17 protein-coding genes are annotated in these 24,370 nt (G+C 36.6%); 7 read left to right on the top strand and 10 right to left on the bottom strand.

Annotated features, from left to right (window positions below; all coding sequences use genetic code 11):
• The first annotated feature begins 8 nt into the window (after nucleotides 1-8).
• Complete coding sequence (locus AN34_RS22000) at nucleotides 9-134, top strand: hypothetical protein (RefSeq protein WP_255353647.1); 126 nt, start codon at nucleotides 9-11, stop codon at nucleotides 132-134.
• 338 nt (nucleotides 135-472) lie between these two features.
• On the opposite strand, the gene AN34_RS08100 is transcribed toward AN34_RS22000, so the two are convergent.
• From AN34_RS08100 to AN34_RS08075, 6 genes are all read right to left on the bottom strand, one after another.
• Nucleotides 473-1,462, bottom strand: a complete 990-nt coding sequence (locus AN34_RS08100; protein WP_029284125.1) for a bifunctional riboflavin kinase/FAD synthetase — start codon at nucleotides 1,460-1,462, stop codon at nucleotides 473-475.
• Between the two features lie 83 nt (nucleotides 1,463-1,545).
• On the bottom strand, nucleotides 1,546-2,406 hold the full coding sequence (locus AN34_RS08095; RefSeq protein ID WP_029284123.1) for a YitT family protein: 861 nt from the start codon (nucleotides 2,404-2,406) through the stop codon (nucleotides 1,546-1,548).
• Between the two features lie 2 nt (nucleotides 2,407-2,408).
• Nucleotides 2,409-3,134, bottom strand: coding sequence for a tRNA pseudouridine(55) synthase TruB (gene truB, locus AN34_RS08090; RefSeq protein ID WP_029284121.1), 726 nt, complete (start codon nucleotides 3,132-3,134; stop codon nucleotides 2,409-2,411).
• Nucleotides 3,135-3,160: 26 nt separating this feature from the next.
• Nucleotides 3,161-3,955, bottom strand: coding sequence for an undecaprenyl-diphosphate phosphatase (locus AN34_RS08085; protein ID WP_029284119.1), 795 nt, complete (start codon nucleotides 3,953-3,955; stop codon nucleotides 3,161-3,163).
• Nucleotides 3,956-4,033: 78 nt separating this feature from the next.
• A complete protein-coding gene (locus AN34_RS08080; protein WP_029284117.1) occupies nucleotides 4,034-4,264 on the bottom strand; it encodes a DUF3098 domain-containing protein in 231 nt (76 codons plus the stop codon).
• On the bottom strand, nucleotides 4,264-5,142 hold the full coding sequence (locus tag AN34_RS08075) for an ABC transporter permease (RefSeq protein ID WP_029284114.1): 879 nt from the start codon (nucleotides 5,140-5,142) through the stop codon (nucleotides 4,264-4,266). Before AN34_RS08075 ends, AN34_RS08080 begins: the two co-directional genes overlap by 1 nt.
• A 210-nt stretch (nucleotides 5,143-5,352) precedes the next feature.
• Between AN34_RS08075 and AN34_RS08070 the strand changes: the two genes are divergently transcribed.
• Both AN34_RS08070 and leuS read left to right on the top strand, forming a co-directional pair.
• A complete protein-coding gene (locus AN34_RS08070; RefSeq protein ID WP_029284112.1) occupies nucleotides 5,353-5,757 on the top strand; it encodes a lipocalin family protein in 405 nt (134 codons plus the stop codon).
• Between the two features lie 176 nt (nucleotides 5,758-5,933).
• Nucleotides 5,934-8,759 (top strand): leucine--tRNA ligase, encoded by a 2,826-nt coding sequence (leuS, locus tag AN34_RS08065; protein WP_029284110.1) that lies wholly within the window; start codon nucleotides 5,934-5,936, stop codon nucleotides 8,757-8,759.
• Nucleotides 8,760-9,136: 377 nt separating this feature from the next.
• Here the strand turns inward: leuS and AN34_RS08055 are convergent, their stop codons facing one another.
• Nucleotides 9,137-10,441, bottom strand: coding sequence for a DEAD/DEAH box helicase (locus AN34_RS08055; protein WP_029284107.1), 1,305 nt, complete (start codon nucleotides 10,439-10,441; stop codon nucleotides 9,137-9,139).
• A gap of 552 nt (nucleotides 10,442-10,993) precedes the next feature.
• Here AN34_RS08055 and AN34_RS08050 point away from each other — a divergent pair.
• Entirely contained in the window at nucleotides 10,994-14,221 is a 3,228-nt protein-coding gene (locus tag AN34_RS08050; protein ID WP_082468350.1) for a TonB-dependent receptor, read from the top strand.
• Nucleotides 14,222-14,236: 15 nt separating this feature from the next.
• Entirely contained in the window at nucleotides 14,237-15,952 is a 1,716-nt protein-coding gene (locus AN34_RS08045) for a RagB/SusD family nutrient uptake outer membrane protein (RefSeq protein ID WP_029284103.1), read from the top strand.
• A 72-nt stretch (nucleotides 15,953-16,024) separates the two neighbouring features.
• Here AN34_RS08045 and AN34_RS08040 read toward each other — a convergent pair whose 3' ends face one another.
• Together AN34_RS08040 and AN34_RS08035 are read right to left on the bottom strand one after the other, a co-directional pair.
• On the bottom strand, nucleotides 16,025-17,359 hold the full coding sequence (locus tag AN34_RS08040; RefSeq protein WP_029284101.1) for an MFS transporter: 1,335 nt from the start codon (nucleotides 17,357-17,359) through the stop codon (nucleotides 16,025-16,027).
• 193 nt (nucleotides 17,360-17,552) lie between these two features.
• Nucleotides 17,553-18,887, bottom strand: coding sequence for an APC family permease (locus tag AN34_RS08035; RefSeq protein WP_029284099.1), 1,335 nt, complete (start codon nucleotides 18,885-18,887; stop codon nucleotides 17,553-17,555).
• A gap of 360 nt (nucleotides 18,888-19,247) precedes the next feature.
• Here AN34_RS08035 and AN34_RS08030 point away from each other — a divergent pair, with 360 nt between their 5' ends.
• Both AN34_RS08030 and AN34_RS08025 read left to right on the top strand, forming a co-directional pair.
• Entirely contained in the window at nucleotides 19,248-21,116 is a 1,869-nt protein-coding gene (locus AN34_RS08030; RefSeq protein ID WP_029284098.1) for a DNA topoisomerase IV subunit B, read from the top strand.
• 40 nt (nucleotides 21,117-21,156) lie between these two features.
• A complete protein-coding gene (locus tag AN34_RS08025) occupies nucleotides 21,157-23,298 on the top strand; it encodes an ATP-binding protein (protein ID WP_051666333.1) in 2,142 nt (713 codons plus the stop codon).
• A 46-nt stretch (nucleotides 23,299-23,344) separates the two neighbouring features.
• Here AN34_RS08025 and AN34_RS08020 read toward each other — a convergent pair whose 3' ends face one another.
• Nucleotides 23,345-24,367: a YihY/virulence factor BrkB family protein gene (locus tag AN34_RS08020; RefSeq protein WP_036676808.1), complete on the bottom strand. Its 1,023-nt coding sequence runs from the start codon at nucleotides 24,365-24,367 to the stop codon at nucleotides 23,345-23,347.
• Nucleotides 24,368-24,370 lie beyond the last annotated feature (3 nt).

Genomic DNA, 24,370 nt, shown 5'->3' with positions numbered 1-24,370 from the left:
ATGGTCAAATGATTCCGGGCAATCCGGCTGTTGTATTCTACGTTATTGTGGTAGAGGTTAACGTTACCAAAACACGTGTTTTGGATAAAGCATTTTTAGTAAACACCAGTAATGGTATTTCTGCCGCTTTGTAAGGATTTCATTTGTTTTTAAAGGAACAGACATTGATATCAAAACAACCCATAAAATAATAGCATCAAAAAAAATCTTAAGAGTAGAATGATTAATCAAATCTTTCTGTAATTGCTCATCATCCTTGTTGATGCTGAAATGATGCTTAAAACTGATTTTTTGGGATATAATGACGATTTGCTTCGCCTGAATTTTTGGTGCGTGACTTTTTCTTAGTGATGCAAAGCTTGCAAAACTTACCAATGTAGTAAAAAGAATGATGATATAAAAAAGCCTCATTGCTGCTAATATAGCGAAAAAATGAGGCTTTTTGAAAGATTAAAGTTGATATTCTGATCAGCTAAAGAGTAGAAAAGTAGTTTAATGTATCTTCTTTATCTTTTTGCAATTGTACTTTCAGTGCATCCAAACCTGTAAACTTCACATCGTGACGCAGAAATTTTAAGAAGTTCATTTTGATATCCTGGCCATAAATTTCCTGGTTGAAATCGAAGATATTCACTTCAATATTTCTGGTCATCCCATTAATAGTTGGCCGCTGACCGATATACGCCATACCCTTAAAGATTGAAGGTTGAAAGTTGAAGGTTGAGGGCTCAAGAGCATCAAATCCCAATTCCGAAATCCCAACCTTCATCTCAACAGTTACAGCATAAATGCCATCGCCAGGAATAAGTTTATACGTTTCCTCTACAAAGATATTTGCCGTTGGAAAACCAATCGTTCTGCCAATTTTATCGCCCTTAATTACACGGCCAAAAATAGAAAATGAATAACCCAGGTAATCAGCTGCCAGACTAATATCTCCATCCAGTATTGCTTGCCTGATCTTTGTTGAACTCACGGCTACATCATGAATATCCTGTTCCATAATTTCTTCTACAGAAAAACCGAAGTGATTACCTGCGGCTTTTAAATCTGCCAGGTTCCCCGTACGATCTTTACCAAAACGATGATCATAACCAATGATGATATGCTTGGTGCCAATATGATTAACCAATATATTTTTGATGTAATCATCAGGAAGCAGGTTTGAAAAATCACGTGTAAAGGGCGTAATAATTAAATGATCAACGCCCAGGCTTTTAAGTATTTCTGCCTTTTCGTTGATGGTATTGATCATTTTTAGATCCTGATTTTCAGGGTCAATGATTAGTCTTGGATGTGGGAAAAAGGTTAAAATAACACTTTCACCATGATCTGATTTGGCTTTTGCAACCAGCTGTTTGATAATTTTTTGATGCCCGTAATGAACACCATCAAAAGTTCCGATAGTTACAATGGCATTATTTAGCTTGGTAAATTCAGATAGGTTATGATATATTTTCAATAGAATAATCTTTTATATGGGGTTTATAAGGAGATGGGAATAGAGTCTCCAATTCAATAACCCAAAATTTATAAAATAATTTATTAATGCAAAGCATGGCGTTTTACTACACCACCCTTTAAATCTGCAATTTGTTGTTGTATCACAAAAGCATCTTGATCTATGTTCCTGATGGCAGTTTGCAATTTGCTCATTTCCAATTTGGTTACTACGGTAAAAAGAATATCTATATCCTTTCTTTCGCCATAACCGCCTTCTCCTTTATAAATAGTTACGCCACGTTTCATTTCTGTAATGATATAATCTTTTATTTCCTCCTGATGTTCGGAAATAATGGTTACCCCTGTATATTGCTCTATTCCGTTTATAATAAAATCAATGGTGTAAGAGGCTGATAAATAAGTTAATATAGCATATAGCGAAGTTTCAATATTCAGAAAATATGCTGCAAAGGCAAAGATGATGATGTTTAAAATCAGGATAATATTCCCTACGGTGAGGATACTATTTTTACTGATGTAAAGTGCCAATACTTCCGTGCCATCAATTACACAGCCACCCCTCATGGCTAAGCCAATTCCTGCACCCAGAAACAAACCTCCAAAGAAGGCGATGAGTAATTTATCATGCGTAATGGGTTGGAAAGGAAGAAAAATTAAAGCCATAGATAACGCAGCAATGGCTATTGCGGTTTTAATGGCAAAACCTTTTCCAATTTGCCTGAAACCAAGTATAACAAACGGAATATTAATGATCACAATGAGGTAAGAGAGGTTCCATCCGGTTAGTGTACTTAAAAGTAAGGAGATACCGGTAACGCCACCGTCTATAAAATGACTGGGCATCAAAAAACTTTTTAAACCAAAACAAGCTGAAGTTACCCCCGCAGCAATCAAAATAATTTCTTTTGCGTACCGGGCGTTCTTGTTTTTAATTCGGTTCATGTTTATTCCTGAATTTTAATTTCTTCTTTCTTGCTACGAATATAATTAACAAGCTCTAGAACCTCAAACGAATTTGAAAGCAAAAAGTTTCCACTTCTTGTTCGTGTGAGTTTAGATAAATAGGCACCATTATTTAATGCTTTTCCAAAATCGGAAACTAACGATCGGATGTAAGTACCTTTACTGCAAACAATCCGGAAATCTACCTCCGGTAATTCAATCCTGGTGATTTCAAATTCAGGAACGCTTACAAAACGCTTACGTAGTTCTACTGCTTCACCTAGGCGAGCCTTTACATATAAACGTTCACCATTGATTTTTACAGCTGAATGTGCAGGAGGGTATTGCTCAATATCGCCTGTAAACGGTGATATAGCGTTATATATCTGTTCAGGTGTAATGGATGAAATATCAAAAGTTTGATCAACCTCCGTTTCCATGTCAAATGATGGAGTAGTGGCGCCTAAGATCATGGTTCCGGTATATTCCTTTTCTTCTGCCTGGAAGGTATCTATTTGCTTAGTTAATTTACCTGTACAAATGATTAATAACCCGGTAGCTAGTGGATCTAAGGTACCTGCATGACCGACTTTAAGTTTTAACGGCTTTAAAGAATTCCGGATTTTGCCAACTACATCAAATGAAGTCCATTTGTAGGGTTTGTTAATTAAAAGCAGTTCGCCCTCGGCAAAATTGAAATCTTTAAACTTTGAATTTTCTGTACTCACAAATCTTTTTTGCGCAAAGATACAGATTATATCACTTGCAAGTTATGTCCGGTGTACAATAGAATAATGATGATTAGGCCTGCAATTATGCGATACCAGCCAAATACCCTGAAACCATGCTTATTTAAGAAACCAATAAAGCTTTTAATGGCTAAAAGTGCTACAATGAAAGCAATTACATTTCCAATAATCAAAAGATTAATCTGATCATGAGAAATGGTATTTCCTTCCTTATAAAAGTCAAATAGTTTTTTACCTGTTGCCGCAAACATGGTTGGCACGGCTAAAAAGAATGAAAATTCTGCTGCTAACTTTCTGCTTAATTTTTGGCTCATCCCACCAATAATGGTTGCTCCAGAGCGTGAAACCCCCGGAATCATGGCAATGCATTGAAAGAAGCCTATTTTTAAAGCTGTTATATAATTTATTTCTTCCTCCTCATTGATAGTTGGTTTGTTAAACCATTTATCAACAAATAATAGAATTATACCTCCAACCAATAATGAAATGCCAACAGCCATCGGACTTTCCAAAAGCTCATCTATTTTTTTGCTAAGCAATAAACCAAAAACTGCTGCAGGAATAAAAGCAACAAGAAGTTTGATATAAAAATTAATGGATTTAAAAAATCTTTTAAAGTATAAAACCAGTACCGAAAGTATAGCACCTAGCTGAATGGCAATTGTAAAAAGCTTCACAAAAGGATCGCTGGCAATGCCCATAAAAGAGGAGGCAACAATCATATGTCCGGTGCTTGATACAGGCAAAAATTCCGTTAGTCCCTCTATAATAGCAAGGACAATGGCTTGAAAAGAATTCATATTTTATAAAAATGGTAGGAGTAAAGAAGAAAATGCTCGATAAAAATCTAAGCGTCTACAGATCCTAATGGTAAAATTTTATTTTTTTAGGATTGCATAAATTCCGAAAGCAAAACCAAAAAGTACTACAAGTGGCGCCAGCAAAGTTCTTCTGAAATCATAAATATCACCGGTGGTGCCCATCATTAAGATGAAGCCTACCGCTACAATTGCAATACTGATTAACAGTAACTGATAATTTTTTTTGGTAAAAACCAATTCACTTTTTACGTCCTTAGTAACCGGACTTGTTTTTTTTTCTAATGCCATTATCTATAAAGATTATAAGATTTTAAACGTAAATACCTGCTTACTGCAAACCAGGTGCTAATGCCAGTAATAAATATGCCCATGATAATTAAGCCCACGAATACAAAGCCAAATTCTTTGTAGTTGTTTAGAATAATAATTTCAGGAACTTCTTTCCGAGCATAAATTAATGTAGCTAATAAAATAATGATTGCAATAAATGCAGCAATTAAACCATGTAAGGCTGCATACAATAGAAAAGGACGTCGAATAAAATTTTTCGTTGCACCAACAAGCTGCATACTTTTAATCAAAAATCTCTGAGAGTAGATTGCTAAGCGTATAGTGTTGTTAATCAATGCAACTGCAATAATTAAAAGCAGCACTGCAAATGCCAGAATAATTAAGCCGATGGTATTGATGTTTTTATTAACCATATCGATTAATGAACTCTGATAAACCACTTCTTTTACAACAGGGTTTTTAGCGATGTTAGCCTTTAAAGTTTCTATACTTTTATTGTTGGCATATTCGGCTTTTAAATACACATCAAAGGTAGAGGTAAGTGGATTGTAACCTAAAAAGTTTACAAAATCCTCGCCTAAATCCTGAGTTAGATTTCTAGCTGCCAGTTCTTTATTTACATATTGTGTTTGCTTAACGGCACGGTTGGCATTTAATTCTTTTTGAAAAGCCAGTACGTCAGTTTCTTTTGCACCCTCATCCACAATAATGTTTAAAACAATATTTTCTTTTACGTAATTAGACAGATTTTTGGCGTGTACAAGTACCAACCCAAGTAGTCCCAGCATTAATAAAACCAGCGCAATACTAATTATAGTAGAGATATATACGGTTTTGGTTTTCTTAGATGCATCACTTACTTCGAATTCTTCCATGTATTTCAATTTTGTTTTTGCGAAAATATAAATTATACCTGATAAACACCAATATAAAGCTATTCTAATTGAATATTAACGCCCTGAGTGGCGATTTAGTTTATGAAGAAACAGAAGTGTTGTAACAGCAAATTTTTAAGATTGGTACGAAATCAAGAGATGAGTCGTTTAATAATTTAGTAAATAGTAAAAACCTAAAATCTATCCTGAATGAAAAAACAACTTACCGTAATTGGCTTTTTATTTATTGTTACAGCAACATTATTCTCTTGTAAAAAAGATACCGTTTCTTTAAAAGCCCGCATCATGGGTAAATGGACTGTTAATAAAATTGAAGTCTCCGGAAATACAAACTCATCCCTTAACGGAACATTTAATTATACTATTAATGATTACATAGATTTTAAGTCTGATAATGATGACCAGGTAGAATTAAGCTTGAACAATCAGCGTACTATTGGTACCTATACGGCTTCTCTTGGAGACGATTTCGTGATGTCTTTTCCTGAGGGCGTTTCAAATGCAACCGTTAAAAGCCTAACACAATCTCAATTACAGTTTACAGCTAAAATTGATAAAACTAATATTGTAAAGGTATATTACCTTACCCGTTAAAAATCTTATCCCCTAGTGTTTGCTTGCGCCATTGGTTATTGATAGCCAATGGCGCTTTCTTATATTTCAATCTTTATAGGTTTTAAAAACCATAGGGATTTTGAATAGTCATCTATTCTGTTTTTTTAAGCTTTTTATTTCCGTATTTTCGCTGCTTTAAAAATTTAAAACTTGCAATGGATTACCAATTCAAAGAAATAGAACAAAAGTGGCAGAAATTCTGGGCAGATCATCAAACCTTTAAAGCCGAAAGCAATTCTGAAAAGCCAAAGTATTACGTGCTAGATATGTTTCCTTACCCATCTGGAGCAGGCTTACACGTTGGTCACCCACTGGGTTACATTGCATCGGATATTTTTTCAAGATATAAACGACTTAAAGGCTTCAATGTCTTACATCCAATGGGCTATGATTCTTTTGGTTTACCGGCAGAACAATATGCTATACAAACTGGTCAGCACCCGGCTATTACTACAGAAGCAAATATCGCTACTTATCGTCGGCAATTAGATCAGATTGGATTTTCTTTCGACTGGAGTCGTGAAGTGCGTACCAGTGAGCCATCATACTACAAATGGACACAATGGATTTTTATGCAATTGTTCAATTCGTGGTACAACCTTGAAAATGATCGTGCAGAAGACATTACAACCTTAATTGAAAAATTCAATGCCTCTGGTTCAGCAGATGTAAAAGCCGCTTGCGATGAAGATGTAAAATCTTTCTTGCCAAGTGATTGGGCAACTTTTACCGAAGAGGAGAAGCAAACGGAATTATTGAAATACCGCTTAACCTATTTACGCGAGAGCACTGTAAACTGGTGCCCGGCTTTAGGAACCGTTTTGGCCAATGATGAAGTAAAGGATGGTTTCTCTGAGCGTGGCGGTTTTCCGGTAGAGCAGAAAAAAATGATGCAATGGAGCATGAGAATTACCGCTTATGCTGAAAGACTTTTACAAGGTTTAGATACCATCGACTGGCCGGAACCAATTAAAGAAATGCAACGCAACTGGATTGGTAAAAGTGTTGGGGCATCAGTTAGATTTAAGATTGAAGATTTACGATCTACGAATGAGACTCCTGACTCTGGACTTCGGACTTCTGACTACATTGAGGTTTTCACCACTCGTGTAGATACCATTTTCGGTGTTTCCTATTTAGTTTTAGCACCAGAGCATGAATGGGTTGCTGAATTGACCACGCCTGAACAAAAGGCTGAAGTAGAAAATTATATAGCGCAGACTAAAAAGAAATCGGAATTAGACCGCATGGCAGATACTAAAACGGTTTCGGGTGCTTTTACTGGTACCTATGTGATTAATCCGGTAAGTGGCGAACGTGTTCCATTATACATTGCAGATTATGTACTTGCAGGTTATGGTACCGGTGCAGTTATGGGTGTGCCAAGTGGTGATCAGCGTGATTGGTTATTTGCAACGCATTTCAATTTGCCGATTATTCAAATTTTAGATGCACAGAAAGATATTGATATTCAGGCCGATCCAACTAAGGAAGGAAGATACATCAATTCAGGTTTTATTAATGGATTAACTTATCAGGAAGCGGTTCCATTATTAAATAATTGGTTAGAAGAAGAAAATGTTGGAAAAGCAAAAGTAAACTTCCGTCAACGTGATGCTATTTTTGGTCGCCAGCGTTATTGGGGAGAGCCAATACCGGTTTATTTTAAGGATGATTTACCTTTCTTAATTAAAGAAGAGGAATTGCCCTTAATCTTACCAGAAATTGATAAGTATTTGCCTACAGAAACTGGAGAACCACCTTTGGCAAGAGCTGAAGGTTGGGCGCCAGCCGCGGGCGATCATTTTGAATTAAGCACTATGCCAGGTTGGGCTGGAAGTAGCTGGTATTGGTACCGCTATATGGATGCCAATAATGATACTGATTTTGCATCTAAAGAAGCGATTGAATACTGGCAGGCTGTTGATTTATATATCGGAGGTTCTGAACATGCAACAGGCCACTTATTATATAGTCGTTTCTGGAACAAATTTTTGAAAGATCTGGGTTATACTAAAGAGGAAGAACCTTTCAAAAAATTGATTAACCAAGGGATGATTCAGGGAAGAAGTAATTTTGTTTATCGAATCAATGATGCTGAGGGTAAGCCAACTCATACCTATGTTTCAGCAGGATTAAAAAAGGAATACAAAACTTCAGCATTGCATGTTGATGTTAACATTGTTGAAAACGATACTTTAGATTTGAATAAATTTAAGTCGTGGAGAGAAGAATATGCCAATGCCGAATTCATTCTTGAAGGTGGAAAGTACATCTGCGGTGTTGAGGTCGAAAAAATGTCTAAATCAAAATTCAACGTGGTTAATCCCGATGATTTGATTGAACGTTATGGAGCAGATACTTTGCGGATGTATGAAATGTTTTTAGGGCCTCTGGAGCAAAGTAAACCATGGAACACCAATGGTATTGAAGGCGTATTTAAGTTTTTGCGGAAATTCTGGCGATTATTCCATAACGAGGCGTGGGAATTCACTGTCTCTGATGTTGAACCTACTAAGGCAGAATTAAAATCACTACACAAAATCATTAAAAAGGTGCAGGATGACATTGAACGTTTCTCTTTCAATACTTCAGTATCCAGTTTTATGATTGCGGTAAATGAATTGACAGATTTAAAATGCAACAAACGTATTATCTTACAAGATTTGGTTGTGATTTTATCACCATATGCACCACATATTTGTGAAGAACTTTGGGTACAGTTGGGTAATGAAGCAGGAAGTTTATCTTATACAGCTTTCCCTACTTTTAATGCGGATCACTTGGTAGAAGATGAATTTGCTTATCCAGTTTCTGTAAATGGTAAAATGAAGATGAACCTGAATTTGAGTTTAACCCTGGCGCAACCAGAAGTAGAAGCCATTCTATTCGCGAATGAACAATTCCAGAAATTTTTGGATGGCAAAACACTGAAGAAAATCATTTTTGTTAAGGGAAAGATTATTAATGTAGTAGTTTAAGCTGAAAGCTAAAGGACTAAAGCTAAAAGCATCCTGTAAAGTTTCTTAAAATCCCCGAATTTGTGAGATATCAAATCGGGTTTTTTTGTGCCTATCATCGGCAATGAATGGAATCAACTTACGACGTTTAGTTAGCCTTTACGAAGGAAATATTAACCGGGTTTTTTTATTGGTAATATCCTATTTGTTAAGCCGTAATGAGGTTGCCATGGCTGATAGAATCAGCCTCGCAATTACTAACGTTCATATATGTGGCAAAACAACAGGTAGAAAAACAAAACCCAGACTGTAATTTACAATCTGGGTTTTATATAATTTGCAGGAAAGCTTTAGGCTTTCAGCTCTAAGCTTTATGCTTTGGTCTTTCCGTTTAAAAACTACGCTTTCGCTTTATTTCTATTTCCGCCAGATCTCCTGTTATTGCTGGCGTTACGTGGTTTACCACTCATATTTCCATCACCGCTTCTTTTACCGCCGCCGCCGCCACCTTTGGATTGTGCCTGAGGTTTACGTTTAACCTGGTTTTTAGCCAACATACTTTCCCAGCTAAGTGGATAAGGATGATCATCAACAACAGGTAGTGTTATTTTAATCAGCTTCTGAATGTCTAACAAATATTCATTTTCTTCCGCATCACAAAAAGAAATGGCAATACCATTGGCACCTGCACGGCCTGTACGCCCAATTCTGTGTACATATGATTCAGGTATGTTAGGTAACTCATAGTTAAAAACGTGAGATAACTGGTCAATATCAATACCACGGGCTGCAATATCTGTTGCCACCAACACACGAATTTTCCGATCTTTAAAATCAGTTAAAGCCCTTTGTCTGGCATTTTGCGATTTGTTGCCATGAATGGCGGCTGCTTTGATTCCGGCATGTGCTAAATCTTTCACAATCCGGTCAGCACCATGCTTGGTGCGTGTAAATACTAAAGCGGTTTCAATCTTTTTATCTTCCAGCAGGTGGATTAATAATTTCTTTTTATCAGGCTTATCAACAAAATAAACAGATTGCACAATGGTTTCTGCAGTAGAAGAAATTGGGGTAACTTCTACTTTTGTTGGACTGGATAAAATGGTATTGGCAAGTTTCTGAATTTCATCAGGCATGGTAGCCGAGAAAAACAAAGTCTGGCGTTTAGCAGGTAATTTTGCAACCACCTTCTTCACATCGTGAATGAAACCCATGTCTAACATACGGTCAGCTTCATCTAAAACAAAAAGTTCAATGGTGCTCAAGCTAATAAAGCCCTGGTTCATTAAATCCAATAAGCGTCCTGGTGTAGCAACTAAAATGTCAACACCTTTTCTAAGTGCTTCTACTTGTGAGTGTTGGTTTACACCACCAAAAATTACCAATCGGCGTAAATTTAGATTGCTACCATAAGCCTTAAAGCTTTCTTCAATTTGAATGGCAAGCTCACGGGTTGGTGTTAAAACTAATGCCTTAATGTTTTTGGTCGCCTTAGTGTTGATGTGTTTTTCATGCAATAATTGCAACATTGGGATGGCAAAGGCAGCAGTTTTACCTGTTCCTGTTTGCGCACAGCCAAGTAAATCTTTTCCTTTTAATATAGTAGGGATGGATTGCTCCTGTATAGGGGTAGGTTGTGTATAACCTTCTTTCTCTAGTGCCTGTAAAATTGGCTCTATGAGGTTTAATTCTTTGAATAACATGTATGAATTTTTGTAATATTTATTGAAGAAGCTAGAACAATCATTTGTTGAAGGACTAACTTGCGGAGAGAATATGCCATTCAGAATGGCAAGCCCTTATTCCTGCTTCGGCATCAAAGATACAGAAATAAATGAAAAGCCAGAATAAATAATTTCGAAAGACATTTAAGATAATCGCTCATATCTAACCTTTTAAATGATAATAAAACGATTTAAAATTTTATTTAATTAATTTTTGTTTTGCTTGAATGTTAATTTTTGTTAAATTGTATTCAGTTTGTGAGGAAAAGTGTGCAGTTTAGTCTGTATTAAGTATGATTAAGTCTACTTATTTTAAATAACCAAATAGAATATTTTTATGAAACTACCTTTATCTAACCAGAGAAGCCATTCTTCTATCCATTGTAGAGCCATTTTTCCAAATCCTTATAATACTCGCCAAGATCGAGACTTTCACTTCAGGCTTTCATCCTAAAAGTCTGAATATTCCAATCTGCTTAATTTTTTAGGCAGTATCAAAACGCTAACTAATTTCTAACCAATATATAAACTATGACACAAAATTTATCCTTTTTCAGGAGGGGCTTTCTTCTTCTGTGCTTGAGTTTGTTGTTTGCCATCAGCGCAACTGCTCAAACTAAAGTTACTGGTAAAGTTATTGCCAGTGATGATCAGCTACCTGTTATAGGTGCAACAATCAAACTTAAAAATGCGGCCGGAGGTACTACAACAGATGCCAATGGGGCATTTTCAATCAGTGCAAAGCCAACAGATGTACTGGTAATTTCATTTATTGGATTTATCAATAAAGAGGTAACAGTTGGTAGCCAGACCAATATTTCAGTAACATTACAAGCAGAGAATAACAATTTAACTGAGGTAGTGGTTACCGGTTACTCCTCACAACGTAAAAAGGATTTAACCGGTGCGGTAGCCGTAGTAGATATGGGTGTTTTGAAAGCCCAGCCAGCGGCTAGTGCTGTAGAGGCATTGCAAGGGAAAGCGACCGGTGTTCAGATTATTAATGATGGCGCACCAGGTTCTACACCGCAAATCCGCATCAGGGGAACAAGTACCATTAATAATAATGAGCCCTTATATGTTATTGATGGTGTGCCGTTTGAAGGCAAACTATCCTGGCTTAATCAGAATGATATCGAAAGTATGCAGGTGCTGAAAGATGCTTCTTCAGCATCAATTTATGGCTCCAGAGCAAATAATGGTGTTGTAATTATCACCACCAGAAAAGGAACATCTGGCGCACCAAAAATTACCGTTGATTCTTATTATGGCACACAGGTGCCAAGGAAAGGCAGTTTTCCAGAAATGATGAACCCGCAACAATATGCGCAATATGTATTTGACAGCTATACCAATGCCGGAAAAGCAATTGCCGCAGGTAGAAATTATGGTTCTGGAACAACACCAATATTACCCGAATATTTAGTTGCAGGATCTGCTTTAGGTCAGGATGTTACTTCAGCAGATGCTGATCCATCAAGATACAATTATAGCCGGGATCCTTCGCTTTTTTATCAGATTACCAAGGCCAACAAAGAAGGAACCAACTGGTTTGATGAGATTACACGTTCAGCTCCTGTACAAAATTATCAGTTGGGGGCAACAGGTGGCTCTGAAAATGCTACCTATGCATTATCGGCTGGTTACCTCAATCAGAAAGGTACAATAGATTATACCGGTTTCAAACGCTATAATATTCGTACAAATACAACTGTTAATGCATTTAATAAACGTGTTCGTTTTGGTGAAAATGCACAATACAGTTATTCTGAAGGATATGGTTTTGGTGTAAATCCTAATACACCAGGTGGTTACCAGGATCAGGGAAGTGCGTTGGGATGGGCCTATCGGATTCCGACCATTATTCCGGTTTATGACATTAATGGAAATTTTGCCGGTAGCCGCGGAAGTCAGCTTGGAAATGCAGAAAATCCTGTTGCTTTTCTTTACAGAGCAAAAGATAATGTAAACAAAAGCAATTTCTTCTTTGGTAATATGTTTGCCGAAGGCGATATTCTTAAAGGTTTGGTGTTGAGAACCAATTTTGGTATACGTTATGAGAACTATAACGGCTTATCTATGCGTTATCCAAACCTTGAATTCTCGGAAGGAAATAACTCAAATAATTTAAGTGAATACCAGGGATATAATACAGAATGGACATGGTCTAACACTTTAAATTATAGTGCTACCTTTAATGAAAAGCACAAACTAAATGTATTGGTTGGTACTGAGGCCATCCGTTCAAGATCCAGACAATTAAATGGTTCAAGAAATGATTTCTTTCTATTAGGTGATCAGGATTACTATTACCTCAATACCGGATCTTCCAATATCAGTAACTCCAGTACCGGTTCTATCGGTTCCCTTTTCTCCATATTTGGAAAGGCTGATTATTCCTTTAATGATCGCTATCTGGCCAGTGTAACCGTTCGGAGGGATGGATCATCCAACTTCGGTCCGGCAAACAAATACGGGGTTTATCCAGCAGGAAGTATTGCCTGGAGATTATCAGAAGAGGAGTTTTTAAAGAGTGTTAAATGGGTAAGTGATTTAAAACTTCGTGTGGGTTACGGACAAACCGGTAACCAGCGGATTCCGCCATATCAATACATCAACAGGTACCAAAGTTCGATCACCAATGCAGCCTATGCGGTTGGTGGCGGAAATACGCTCACCACTGGTGTATGGCAAAATGCTTATCTAAATTCTGATGTGAAATGGGAATCATTAAAAGCCTTGAACGTGGGTTTAGATTTTACCTTATTTGAAGGTGTCTTTGATGGGTCTGTAGATTGGTACAACAAAAAAACAACAGATATGCTTTATAACTTGCCTTTGCCATCAAGCGTAGTGGGTGGAGGAAGTTCACCATATGTTAACATTGGTGATATGAGTAATAAAGGGATCGAGTTTAATGTGGCTTATCACTATGGCAGAAAAGCCGATAATCCATTTAAGTTTGATATTGGTGTTAACTTTTCAAGAAACGTAAATAAAATCGATCAGCTTGCTCCCGGAATCTTCAACCAGGTATATGGTAATTATAGAAGTTTGCAAACCAGTGTTTTACAGCAAGGTGCCCCATTTGGATCTTTCTATGGATATAAAACCAATGGAATTTACCAAAGTGCAGCAGATATTCAGAACAGCCCATCATACACTGGTGCCCGCGTAGGTGGTTTAAAATACATGGATATTAACGGAGATGGTGTGATTGACCCGAAAGACCGTACCATTATCGGAAATCCAAATCCTGATTTCACTTATGGAGTAAATCTGAATGCTTCTTATCGTAATTTTGATATTACAGCCTTTTTATATGGTGTACAAGGCAATGATATCTTTGAAGCCACCCGTTACTTTACCGATTTCCCATCATTTGACGGTGCAAAAAGTACCCGTTTGCTAAATGCCTGGAGCCCAAGTAATCCTACCAGTACTATTCCATCTGCTTACGCAGGTGCATCTGATGTGGAATTTGCTTCTTCTAGTTACTATATTCAAAACGGCAGTTTTTTAAGGCTTAAAAACCTTCAGATTGGTTATTCAATTCCTACCAAAGTTTTTGGATCTAAAGCAAATATCAGCAAGTTTAGGATATACGTGGCCGCAAGTAATTTATTTACCATTACTAAATATACCGGCGTAGACCCAGAGGTTAGTCAGGTTACTGATGGTTTCACTGCTCCGGGAGTTGACCAGGGAGTATATCCATCACCTCGACAGTTCTTATTAGGTATAAATGTTGGATTTTAATTAAAAGATTTTACGATGAAACATATTAAATATATTTTCTTTTCCATATTAATTTTAAGTAGCGTATCCTGCAAAAAGGATTTTCTTTCGCTAAACCCACAGGCTGAGCTTACAGCAGAACAATTAACCACACAGGATGGGGTAGAAGGTTTACTCGTTGGTGCATACGGTTTACTTAATGGTAATATTAATGGCACATGGGGCAATTATGGTGCAGCACCAAGCCAGTGGCTATTTGGTGAAGTAGCTTCTGATAATGCGCACAAAGGCAGTAGTAATGGAGATCAGCCTAATATGAACGCCATAGAACAACACTCGCCTACCAGCACAAATGATAACCTCGCTAACTTATATGATAGGTGCTTTGAAGGTGTTCAACGTTGTAATAATACTTTAAAGGTACTTGCAACGCTACAATCTGGAAGTGGCGCGACAAAGTTTTCAGATAGCAGGGCAAAGGAAATTCAGGGTGAAGCCAGGTTACTAAGAGCACATTATTATTTCTTTTTGGTTAGGGTTTTTAAACTGGTACCCTATGTTACCGAAGCTTCAAACGGAGCAATTCTTCCAAATGATAAGGATATTTATCCAAATATCATTGAAGATCTTCAGGCTGCAGTAGCAAATCTGGGAACCACCAAGCCTAAGGGTCAAAAAGGGCGTATGGATAAATATGCTGCTCAGGCTTACCTTGGAAAGGTTTTATTGTACCAAAAACGCTATGCTGAAGCTTACGCTCAACTTAATGCTGTAATTTCTGCAAAAGGAAGTTTAGTAGATATGCCTTATGGTGATAATTTTGATATTACCAAAGAAGACGGACCAGAATCTATTGTAGCTGTACAGCATTCGGTAGGTACAGATGGAACTGGTGGTGATAATGGTAATGTTGGTGATATGTTAAACTTCCCGTATGGAGGGGTAACACCAATTAATTGCTGCGGATTTTTTCAGCCAACTATTGATTTAGCAAATGCTTTTAAAGTGGATGCATCTGGCTTACCACTATTGGATGGAAGCTATCGTACTAATCCTTATACTTCCGATCTTAATTTAACTACAACACAAAAAGCAAGTTATCAGGTAGATCGTTCTATAGCATTTGATCCAAGAATAGAATCTACCATCGGACGTCGTGGTGTACCATATCGCGATTGGGGAATTATGGCTGGTGATAGCTGGATCAGGGATGCCAGTAATGGTGGTCCGTTTGTGGCCGTTAAAAATTCAATTGAAGCTTCTCAGATTGCTTCTGGCACTGGCCCGGGAATGACTAATGTAACAGGTTTGAATGTGAATCTGATTCGCCTAAGTGATGTTTATTTAATGGCAGCGGAATGTGCTGTTGAAACAAACGACCTTCCAACGGCATTAACATTAGTGAACGCCGTTCGACTTCGGGCAGCTAAAATAACCCCGACAACAATTAACGGTACGCCGGCGGCAGCTTACAAAGTTAGTCCATATCCATCTTTTCCAAATGCCACTTATGCCAGGAATGCTGTTCGTTTTGAGCGCAGACTGGAACTGGCTATGGAAGGACATCGTTTCTTTGACCTGGTGCGCTGGGGAATTGCTAAACAAACACTTGAAAGCTATTTTGCTTTTGAAGGGAAATACTTCAACTATTTGAATGGTATAACCATTGAATCAAGAGACGAATACTTTCCTTTGCCACAAGATCAGATTGACAGAAGTAATGGAACTTTAAAACAAAGTCCAGGGTACTAATTGTCTTAATTTCAAAAAACGCATGAAGCAAAATGTTTCATGCGTTTTTTTATGCCTGCTCATTTAATTGATTTATTTTTCTTCTTTAAACCTGCTAAAGAATAAAAGCGCCAGCAAACAAAGTCCGAATCCTACAATTCCATTCAGGCGGAGTCCAAAATCATTTCCCGGATCTTTTCCGTAAATTGTTAGCATGGCAAAAATAGCAATGCCCAATGTCTGACCTAACTTTACAAACAGGTATTTTACAGCGAAGAACATTCCCTCATGGTTTTCGCCAGTTTCTATGGTGTCTTTTTGTGCAATCTCTGCTAAGATTGCATTGGGTAAAATTCCTAATGCGGCCAAAGGAAAAGACGCAGACAATACCAGAAGGTAAATTTGTGTATAGGGCCCAAAGGGAAGTTTTCCTAAAAAGTAGATGGTTACAAATATCAGGCAAAGAATCCCAAAGCCAAGTAAGACTAATGGTTTTTTACCGATTTTAGCTGAGCCAAAAGTAATCAATGGATAAAATAATAGTGATGCCATGACCATTGCAGCCATAAACTTACCACCTTCAGATTCTGGTAAGCCAAGTAAAACTGTACAGAAAAATAATAAACCACTTGAAATAATGCTTAAGGCAGTATAAAAGGCAAAGTCAGAAATTAAATAATATTTAAAATTGCTGTTTTTAAAAGTATTTTTAATAGCTGGCCAAAGTGGTACATGAGTTGGTTTTGCAACAGAGAAATCTTTTTCCTTGATGCTGAATATTGGCAATAACATCATCAATCCGGATAATATACAAAGGCCCCAAATGGCAATTTGTACAGCCTCACTTCGATCTGCAATAGCAAAATTTTGTTGAACCAAATCGGCAAAATTATTGGTACATGCTGAAAAGATAATGCCAATTACAAATCCAACTTGTTGATAGCTAGATAATTTAACCTTTTGCTGCGGCGTATTGGTTACTTCAGCAAGTAGCGCATTATAAGGAATGATATAGGTGGTTACGGATATGAAAAATAAACATAGCGAAATGGTTAGCCACCAGGCATTGTGTAAACTTTCTACTTTTTCAATAGGATTAAAAACCAATCCACAAAAAATGATGGAAGGCAAAATTGCCCATTTCATAAATGGCATCCGGCGGCCGTTTGGATTTTCACTTCCATCGCTTCGGCTTGCAATAAATGGATCAAATAAGGCATCTACCAATCTCCCTGATGCAGCAATAATGGATAAAATGTTAAAAGCACCAAAAAAAACAAGTTGCGGAACAAGTGTAGGTAATCCAGAATTACTTGGCGGAAGATAGAAAAATGGAAGCATCACAATGATAATATTTGTCATGGTACTCCAACCAATCATGCCAGCCGCATAAGCAATTTCTTGTTTTAGTGAGAGCGTTTTATTCATTAATTTGGTTAAATTGTTTTGTACAGCAAGGTCTTATTTTTAATTGGTAAAATCAGGCTCGCCTTTATTTTTTTTCTTTTCTATTCTAATTTTGGTCATGTGAACGGTTTAACCACCCCCTCCTGCGGGCACCTAGAAGACGATATTAATGAAGAATCAAGTAAGGAATCAAGTTCCCTACTTCAATTGATACTTACTTTTTAATCCACTTGGAAATGAAATAAATGATCATAAAGCCTATAAAAATATATAAGCCATTTAGGGCAGCGCCAGGATCATCTGCATAAATGCTAAACGCAACAAAAGTATAGGCTGCAATAAATATGATTGGTAATATAGGATATAATGGAACGGTATAAATGGTTTTTTTGTCGAGATGGGCCGTACGCTTTCTTAAAATAAAAATGGTTGCTGCAGAGCTAGCCATGCTGATGCTTTCCAGGAAAATGGTGTAATTTAAAATCTTATCAAAAGTTTTGGCATAAAAAATAATGACCACGGCAATCAAGGTAAAAACAGTTAAGCTTAGGGTAATCACTTCGGTTTTCTGATTCATTTTACTGAAAACCTTTGGCAGTGCTCCTTCTTCACCCATGGCAAACATTGCCCTTGGGTTGCTTAATAAATTTACGTTCACATAGCCCATTACTGAAACAAAAATAATAACAGAAAGCATTTTAAAACCAGCCGGACCAAATATTTTGGAAGCTAAAATGGCTGCAATACTCTCTGCAGATTTAAGTTCTTCAAAACCAATTACCTTTACATAAACATAGTTGATAATGAGGTAAAGGGTTACAATAATGGTTAAACCAATAATAATAGAACGTGGAATAACCTTCTTGGCTTCTTTTACCTCGCCTCCGAAATTAATGGTTTGTGCATAGCCTGCATATGAAAAAGACACAGCAATTAAGCACAACCCCAAGGCTTTTCCATAATCTGTCCAATTTGGCAAAGTGCCGGCTTCCGTTTTAAAAACAGGAGCAATGGTTTGAGTTTGCGAACCAAAAAAGAGTGCAGAGATGAGTAATAAGATTAAACCAATTTTAACTATTGTTAACACATTTTGTGTTTTGGCACTTGCCTTTAAGCCCAATAAATTAATAAAATAGAAAACCAGGATGGTGGTGATGGCAATAGCCACCCGATAAACATCTGTTTGCATATTGGCCGGTAAAATAATCTTGCCTAAATATTCTGCACCAATAATCGAAATTGCTGCTACAGATGCTGCACTCGAAATGATCACGATACAATTAATTGCAAATGCAATAGATGGATGATAAGCTGCAGAAAAGATTTTATAATATCCACCGGTAACGGGATATCTGGAGCCGATTTCTGCATAGGTAAGTGCCCCACAGAACGCTACAAAACCACCAATAAACCATGCCAGGTAAAAAAGTTCGGGTATCTGGGCTTTCGCTGCTACATTTACAGGCGTACGAAAAATCCCCATTCCAATCACTAAACTTACTACAATCATGGATAAATCGAAGAGCGAAAGTTGCTTTTTAGGTTGCATTAAATCGGGTTTTAAAATAAAACAACGAAGGTATGGAAATTATGCAAGAAGTTTGAGTTGGCAACTTGCAGTAGGCGATATTCCGTTTATCGGTTCAGCAATTTAATGCTTCATTAATTCCCGATAAGCACTTTTGTTGAAATTTTCATTTGCTAGCTTCAAAGAATAAAACTATTATTGTATAATAATTTTTGCTATTCGATTTTTGAGAAATCATTACTTATGAATTTTCATTTATACGATATCAAATCATCCCAAACCTATTGTCATGTTGAACGTTAAAGCTTGCTCCGAACATCCCTCGGTATGGCTCCTTTGTGCATCACAAAGTTCTATCAACCTGATAACAAATAAAAATTTATGGCAGAAGTAATTTATAACGACGACAGTATTCGCTCATTAGATTGGAAAGAACACATCAGATTACGGCCCGGTATGTATATCGGTAAGCTGGGTGATGGCTCTGCACAAGATGATGGAATTTATGTTTTGTTAAAAGAAATTGTAGATAACTCTATTGATGAGTTTGTAATGGGCACCGGAAAAACCATCGAAATTACAGTTTCTGAACAAAAAATTAATGTTCGTGATTACGGTCGTGGGATTCCGTTAGGAAAAGTGATAGATTGTGTAAGTAAAATTAATACCGGTGGTAAATATGATAGCAATGCCTTTCAGAAATCTGTTGGCTTAAATGGTGTAGGTACCAAAGCAGTAAATGCATTATCAACCATTTTTACCGTACAATCTTACCGTGATGGTAAAACTAAAAAGGTAGAATTTTCTAAAGGAGAAATGGTAAACGAGCAACCTATAATTGATACTACTCAGCGTAACGGTACAGCCATTACTTTTTATCCTGATGAAACCATTTTTAGAAATTACCACTACATTCCGGATTTTGTAGAAAGTATGGTGTGGAACTATGTGTTTTTAAATACAGGTTTAACCATCAATTTTAATAATCAAAAATATTTTTCAGAAAGAGGTTTATACGATTTGCTTTCTAAATTTAATAAGCCTGAAGAAATTCGCTATCCGATCATTCATATGGTTGGTCATGACATCGAAATTGCGATGACACATGGTCAGCAATATGGCGAAGATTACCATTCTTTTGTTAACGGACAACATACTACACAAGGTGGAACACATCAGGCGGCATTTCGCGCTGCCGTGGTAAAAACTGTTCGGGAATTTTTTAAGAAAGAGTTTGATGCTGCCGATGTTCGTTCATCGATCATAGCAGCCATTTCGATTCGGGTGCAGGAACCTGTTTTTGAATCGCAGACAAAAACAAAGCTGGGTTCGCAAAACATGGGGCCGGAAGGACCATCAGTAGCCACATTTATTAATGATTTTGTTAAAAAGGAATTAGACGATTATCTGCATAAAAATCCTGATGTGGCAGATGCACTTTTAAAACGCATTAACCAATCTGAACGGGAGCGTAAAGATATTGCAGGGATCAAGAAGTTAGCGAACGACAGGGCTAAGAAAGCATCATTACACAACAAAAAACTTCGTGATTGTAAGGTTCATTTCAATAGTACGCATGAAAAACGTTATGAAACCACTTTATTTATTACTGAAGGTGATTCTGCATCTGGCTCGATCACTAAATCTCGTGACGTAGATTGCCAGGCTGTTTTTAGCTTAAAAGGTAAACCGCTTAACTGTTACGAATTAACGAAGAAAGTGGTTTACGAGAATGAGGAATTTAATTTATTACAGCATGCACTAAATATAGAAGATGGTTTAGAGGGCTTGCATTATAATAATATTGTAATTGCCACAGATGCCGACGTAGACGGGATGCACATCCGTTTACTTATGATGACCTTCTTCCTTCAATTTTTTCCTGATTTAGTAAAAGCAGGCCATGTTTATATATTACAAACCCCTCTGTTCAGGGTTCGAAATAAAAAAGAAACTATTTATTGTTATAGTGATGAAGAGCGTCGAAATGCCATTGCAAAATTAGGTAATAAGCCCGAAATCACTCGTTTTAAAGGATTGGGAGAGATTTCTCCTGATGAATTTGGTTTGTTTATTGGTAAGGATATCCGGCTGGATCCTGTTATTTTAAAAGATCAAACCATTAAAAGTTTGTTGGAATATTATATGGGAAAGAACACTCCCGACAGACAACAACACATCATCAGAAATCTGCGTGTTGAAAAAGACGAGGTAGAAGAAGAACCTAAAATTATTGATGAAGTAGCATAAAATTCGGCGTTGATGTAATCACAAAATTAAATCGACGCATTTGAAACCCATTAGAAGTTCAGCAGGAAAGTACTTAATAGTTGTATCCTTAATTTTAGCCATTTTCGGTATAACAGCAGTTGTGCTTGTAAATTTTTCCAATTTACCACTTCTTAAATCGGTAAAGAAAATTGTTCAGGTACAATATGATTACGCCAATTTAGATAGCTGCATTTTTAAGCTTTACAATGCAGAAAATAACTGCAGAATGTATATGGTGAGTAGAGATCGTAATTACTACAACCAGTTTGTGAAGGAGATTAAAGAAATCTCCTTCATTATGGATACCATCAAGCAGAAGAACCAAAGCGAACATACCTTTTTGTCTGAAGACTTTTATGGGTTAATCAAGCAAAAAAAACTGCGTACCAACCAATTTATAAAACTAAAAAATCTTTGCGATAGCCTAATTAACTTCACGGTAAAGGTTAATCAGGGAGAAGAAAAATATCATCCAGAAACAAAGCTTTTCACGATGAGGCAATTTAAAAACATTACCAGGATTGATACCATTAAACCTGGAATTACCGCGCATCAAAAAAAAAGATTTCTGAAACGTGTACTGGCTGCCATTAATGGAGAGACCAGTAAAGAAGCTGGAAAAGCTAAGCCTACATTAATCAAAACCACTATTTCTGCAGATACTTCATCAATTAATGTAGCCTATAATAAATTACAGCTAAATTCAATAAATGATTATTACTTAAGGCTTTACCGGGTTAATAATAAGCTAAAGAACAAAGAAAAGCAATTGCTCAATGTTAACCATCGATTAATATCCAACATTGTTAGCGGGTTGAGAAAATATAAAGCTATTGAAAAGAAATATTATGCTTCCCTTCAGCAACTATCAGACAAAACTACGCTGGGTGCGGTAGAGAATTTAGATAGATTTGCCAAAGTTTTGCTTGCCCTTGCTGTTGGTTTACTGGCATTTGTTTTTTATATGATTTATCATTTTTATAAGAATGAAAAAGTACTAATCGAAAATAGCAATAAAACCGCATCTTATGCACTATCTAAAAGCCGCTTTCTGGCAAATATGAGTCATGAGATCCGTACACCATTAAACTCTATAGTAGGATTTTCAGAGCAGCTAACTCAAATTGATCTTAATGTAGAACAAAGAGAACAGGTCGTTGCCATCAGAAATTCATCAATTATGCTTCTGGAAGTGGTGAATGATATTCTTGATTTTTCAAAATATGAAACTGGAAAAGTGGTTTTAGAAGAAGTTCCTTTTTCTCCGTATACTGCTATAAAAGATGTTTTTGATAGCATGAGTATTCAGGCAGCGAAAAAGAAAATCAGCTTCTACCTGCAGATGTCAGTAGACCAGGATATTTATATTTTAGGTGATCCCTTGCGTTTAAAGCAAGTGGTGATGAATTTGTTAAGTAACGCCATTAAATTTACATTAAAGGGTAGTGTTACTTTGTCAGCAGAACTTACGCTGCCAAATAGAAATCTGGCCAAACTTAAAGTTAACATTATAGATACAGGTTTGGGCATAAAACTCATTGATCAGGGAATTATTTTTGATGAATTTGCTCAGGTTTACTATGCATCTACAAAAGAAAGGCAACAGGGCACCGGGCTAGGTTTAGCCATATGCAAAAAAATAGTAGAATTTCAAGGTGGTACCATCAGCGTAAAGAGTACAGTAGGAGAGGGATCGGTTTTCTCTTTCGAATTATCCTATCAAACTACTGAAAAACCGACATCTGTTCAAATACCAATCTCTGTGTTATGTAATGAAACCTCGGTCCTAATTGGAAAACGAATATTGTTGGCTGATGATAACATGTTAAATATTCTCCTCGCAAGTACCATTTTAAAAAAATATAATATTGCTTATGATCCTGTATACAATGGCGAAGAAGCTTATGAATTATTTCTTGAAAAAGAATATGATCTTATTCTAACAGACATACAAATGCCTAAAATGGGGGGTATAGAACTTACACAAAAAATTAGAAATATAAGTGACGCTAAAAAGCAAAGTATACCTATATTGGGTGTAACAGCTAATGTTTTACAGGAAGATAGGCAGAAGTACCTCGCATCTGGTATGAATGAATTGGTTCTTAAACCATTTCTGGAGCATGATTTATTGGAAAAGATTTTAAAATATATCCGATAACATTTCTTTTAAACAGCTATCTGATTTTAACAAAAATCTATCTTAATTATTTTTCTGGTGCGTGAATAGTTTCTTCAGGATGTTGTGGAGGAAGAACGTCTACATGTTTCTCTACAATAGTGATTTTTGTAAATACAGCATACTTGCTCGGTGCGATTCCACCATCATATTTTTCAGCATATGCCTGAGTAAATTCAGCACCGAAATAAAGAATTATAGAGGTATAATAAATCCAGAGTAAGATTACAATAATTGAACTGGCCGCACCGAATGCAGAACCTGGGTTGCCTTTTTCAATATATATTCCAATTAAATATTTACCTAAACTAAAAAGCAAAGCGGTAAATAATGCACCGATGATAGCCGATTTCCACTTGATCACTACATCTGGAAGCACTTTAAAAATTACTGTAAATACTGCGGTAACTGCAGCCAAAGTAATTACATTATTTAAAATGTAAATGATTAGTGCCATGGTATCATCGGCAACAGGAATCACTTCATCAATTTCGCTTTTCGAAAGTAAGGATATTAATTTATCTCCAAGGCCAACCACTACACTATTAATAACAAGCGATACCAATAGTAAAAATCCCATGGAAATGATAAGCGAAAACGATAGCAATCTATTGGTTAACATTTTTAGCCATCCCTTTTTTGGAATTGCTTTTACCTTCCAGATCATGTTGATACTGTCCTGAATTTCAATAAAAATTGCGGTAGAACCAATGATAAGTGTTGCAATACCAATAATTAAACCAATTGTAGACTGACCTGATTTGGTTGAATGCTCCACGAATCCTTGAATTTGAACCGCGGCATCCGATCCTACCATATCTGTAATCTGTGCGAAGAACTTATTCCTGGTTTCTGTATTGCTTTTATCGCCCAAAAATAGCGTAGCGGCAGAGAGTACAATGATAATTAATGGTGTGAGCGAGAAGATCGTATAATAAGCCAATGCTGCACTGAGTTTCATCACCCGATCTTCTACAAATCCCTTTCCTGCAGCAATAAATAAATGGTATAAAGCGATAAAAAAATGTCTGATCTTGCTAACTAACTTCATTCG

Origin of the sequence: Pedobacter sp. R20-19 (assembly GCF_000708265.2) — a bacterium.
In the GTDB taxonomy this organism is placed as follows: Bacteria; Bacteroidota; Bacteroidia; order Sphingobacteriales; family Sphingobacteriaceae; genus Pedobacter.
The sequence above is the reverse complement of the archived record's forward strand: the minus strand, read 5'-3'. Positions and strand labels throughout refer to the sequence as shown.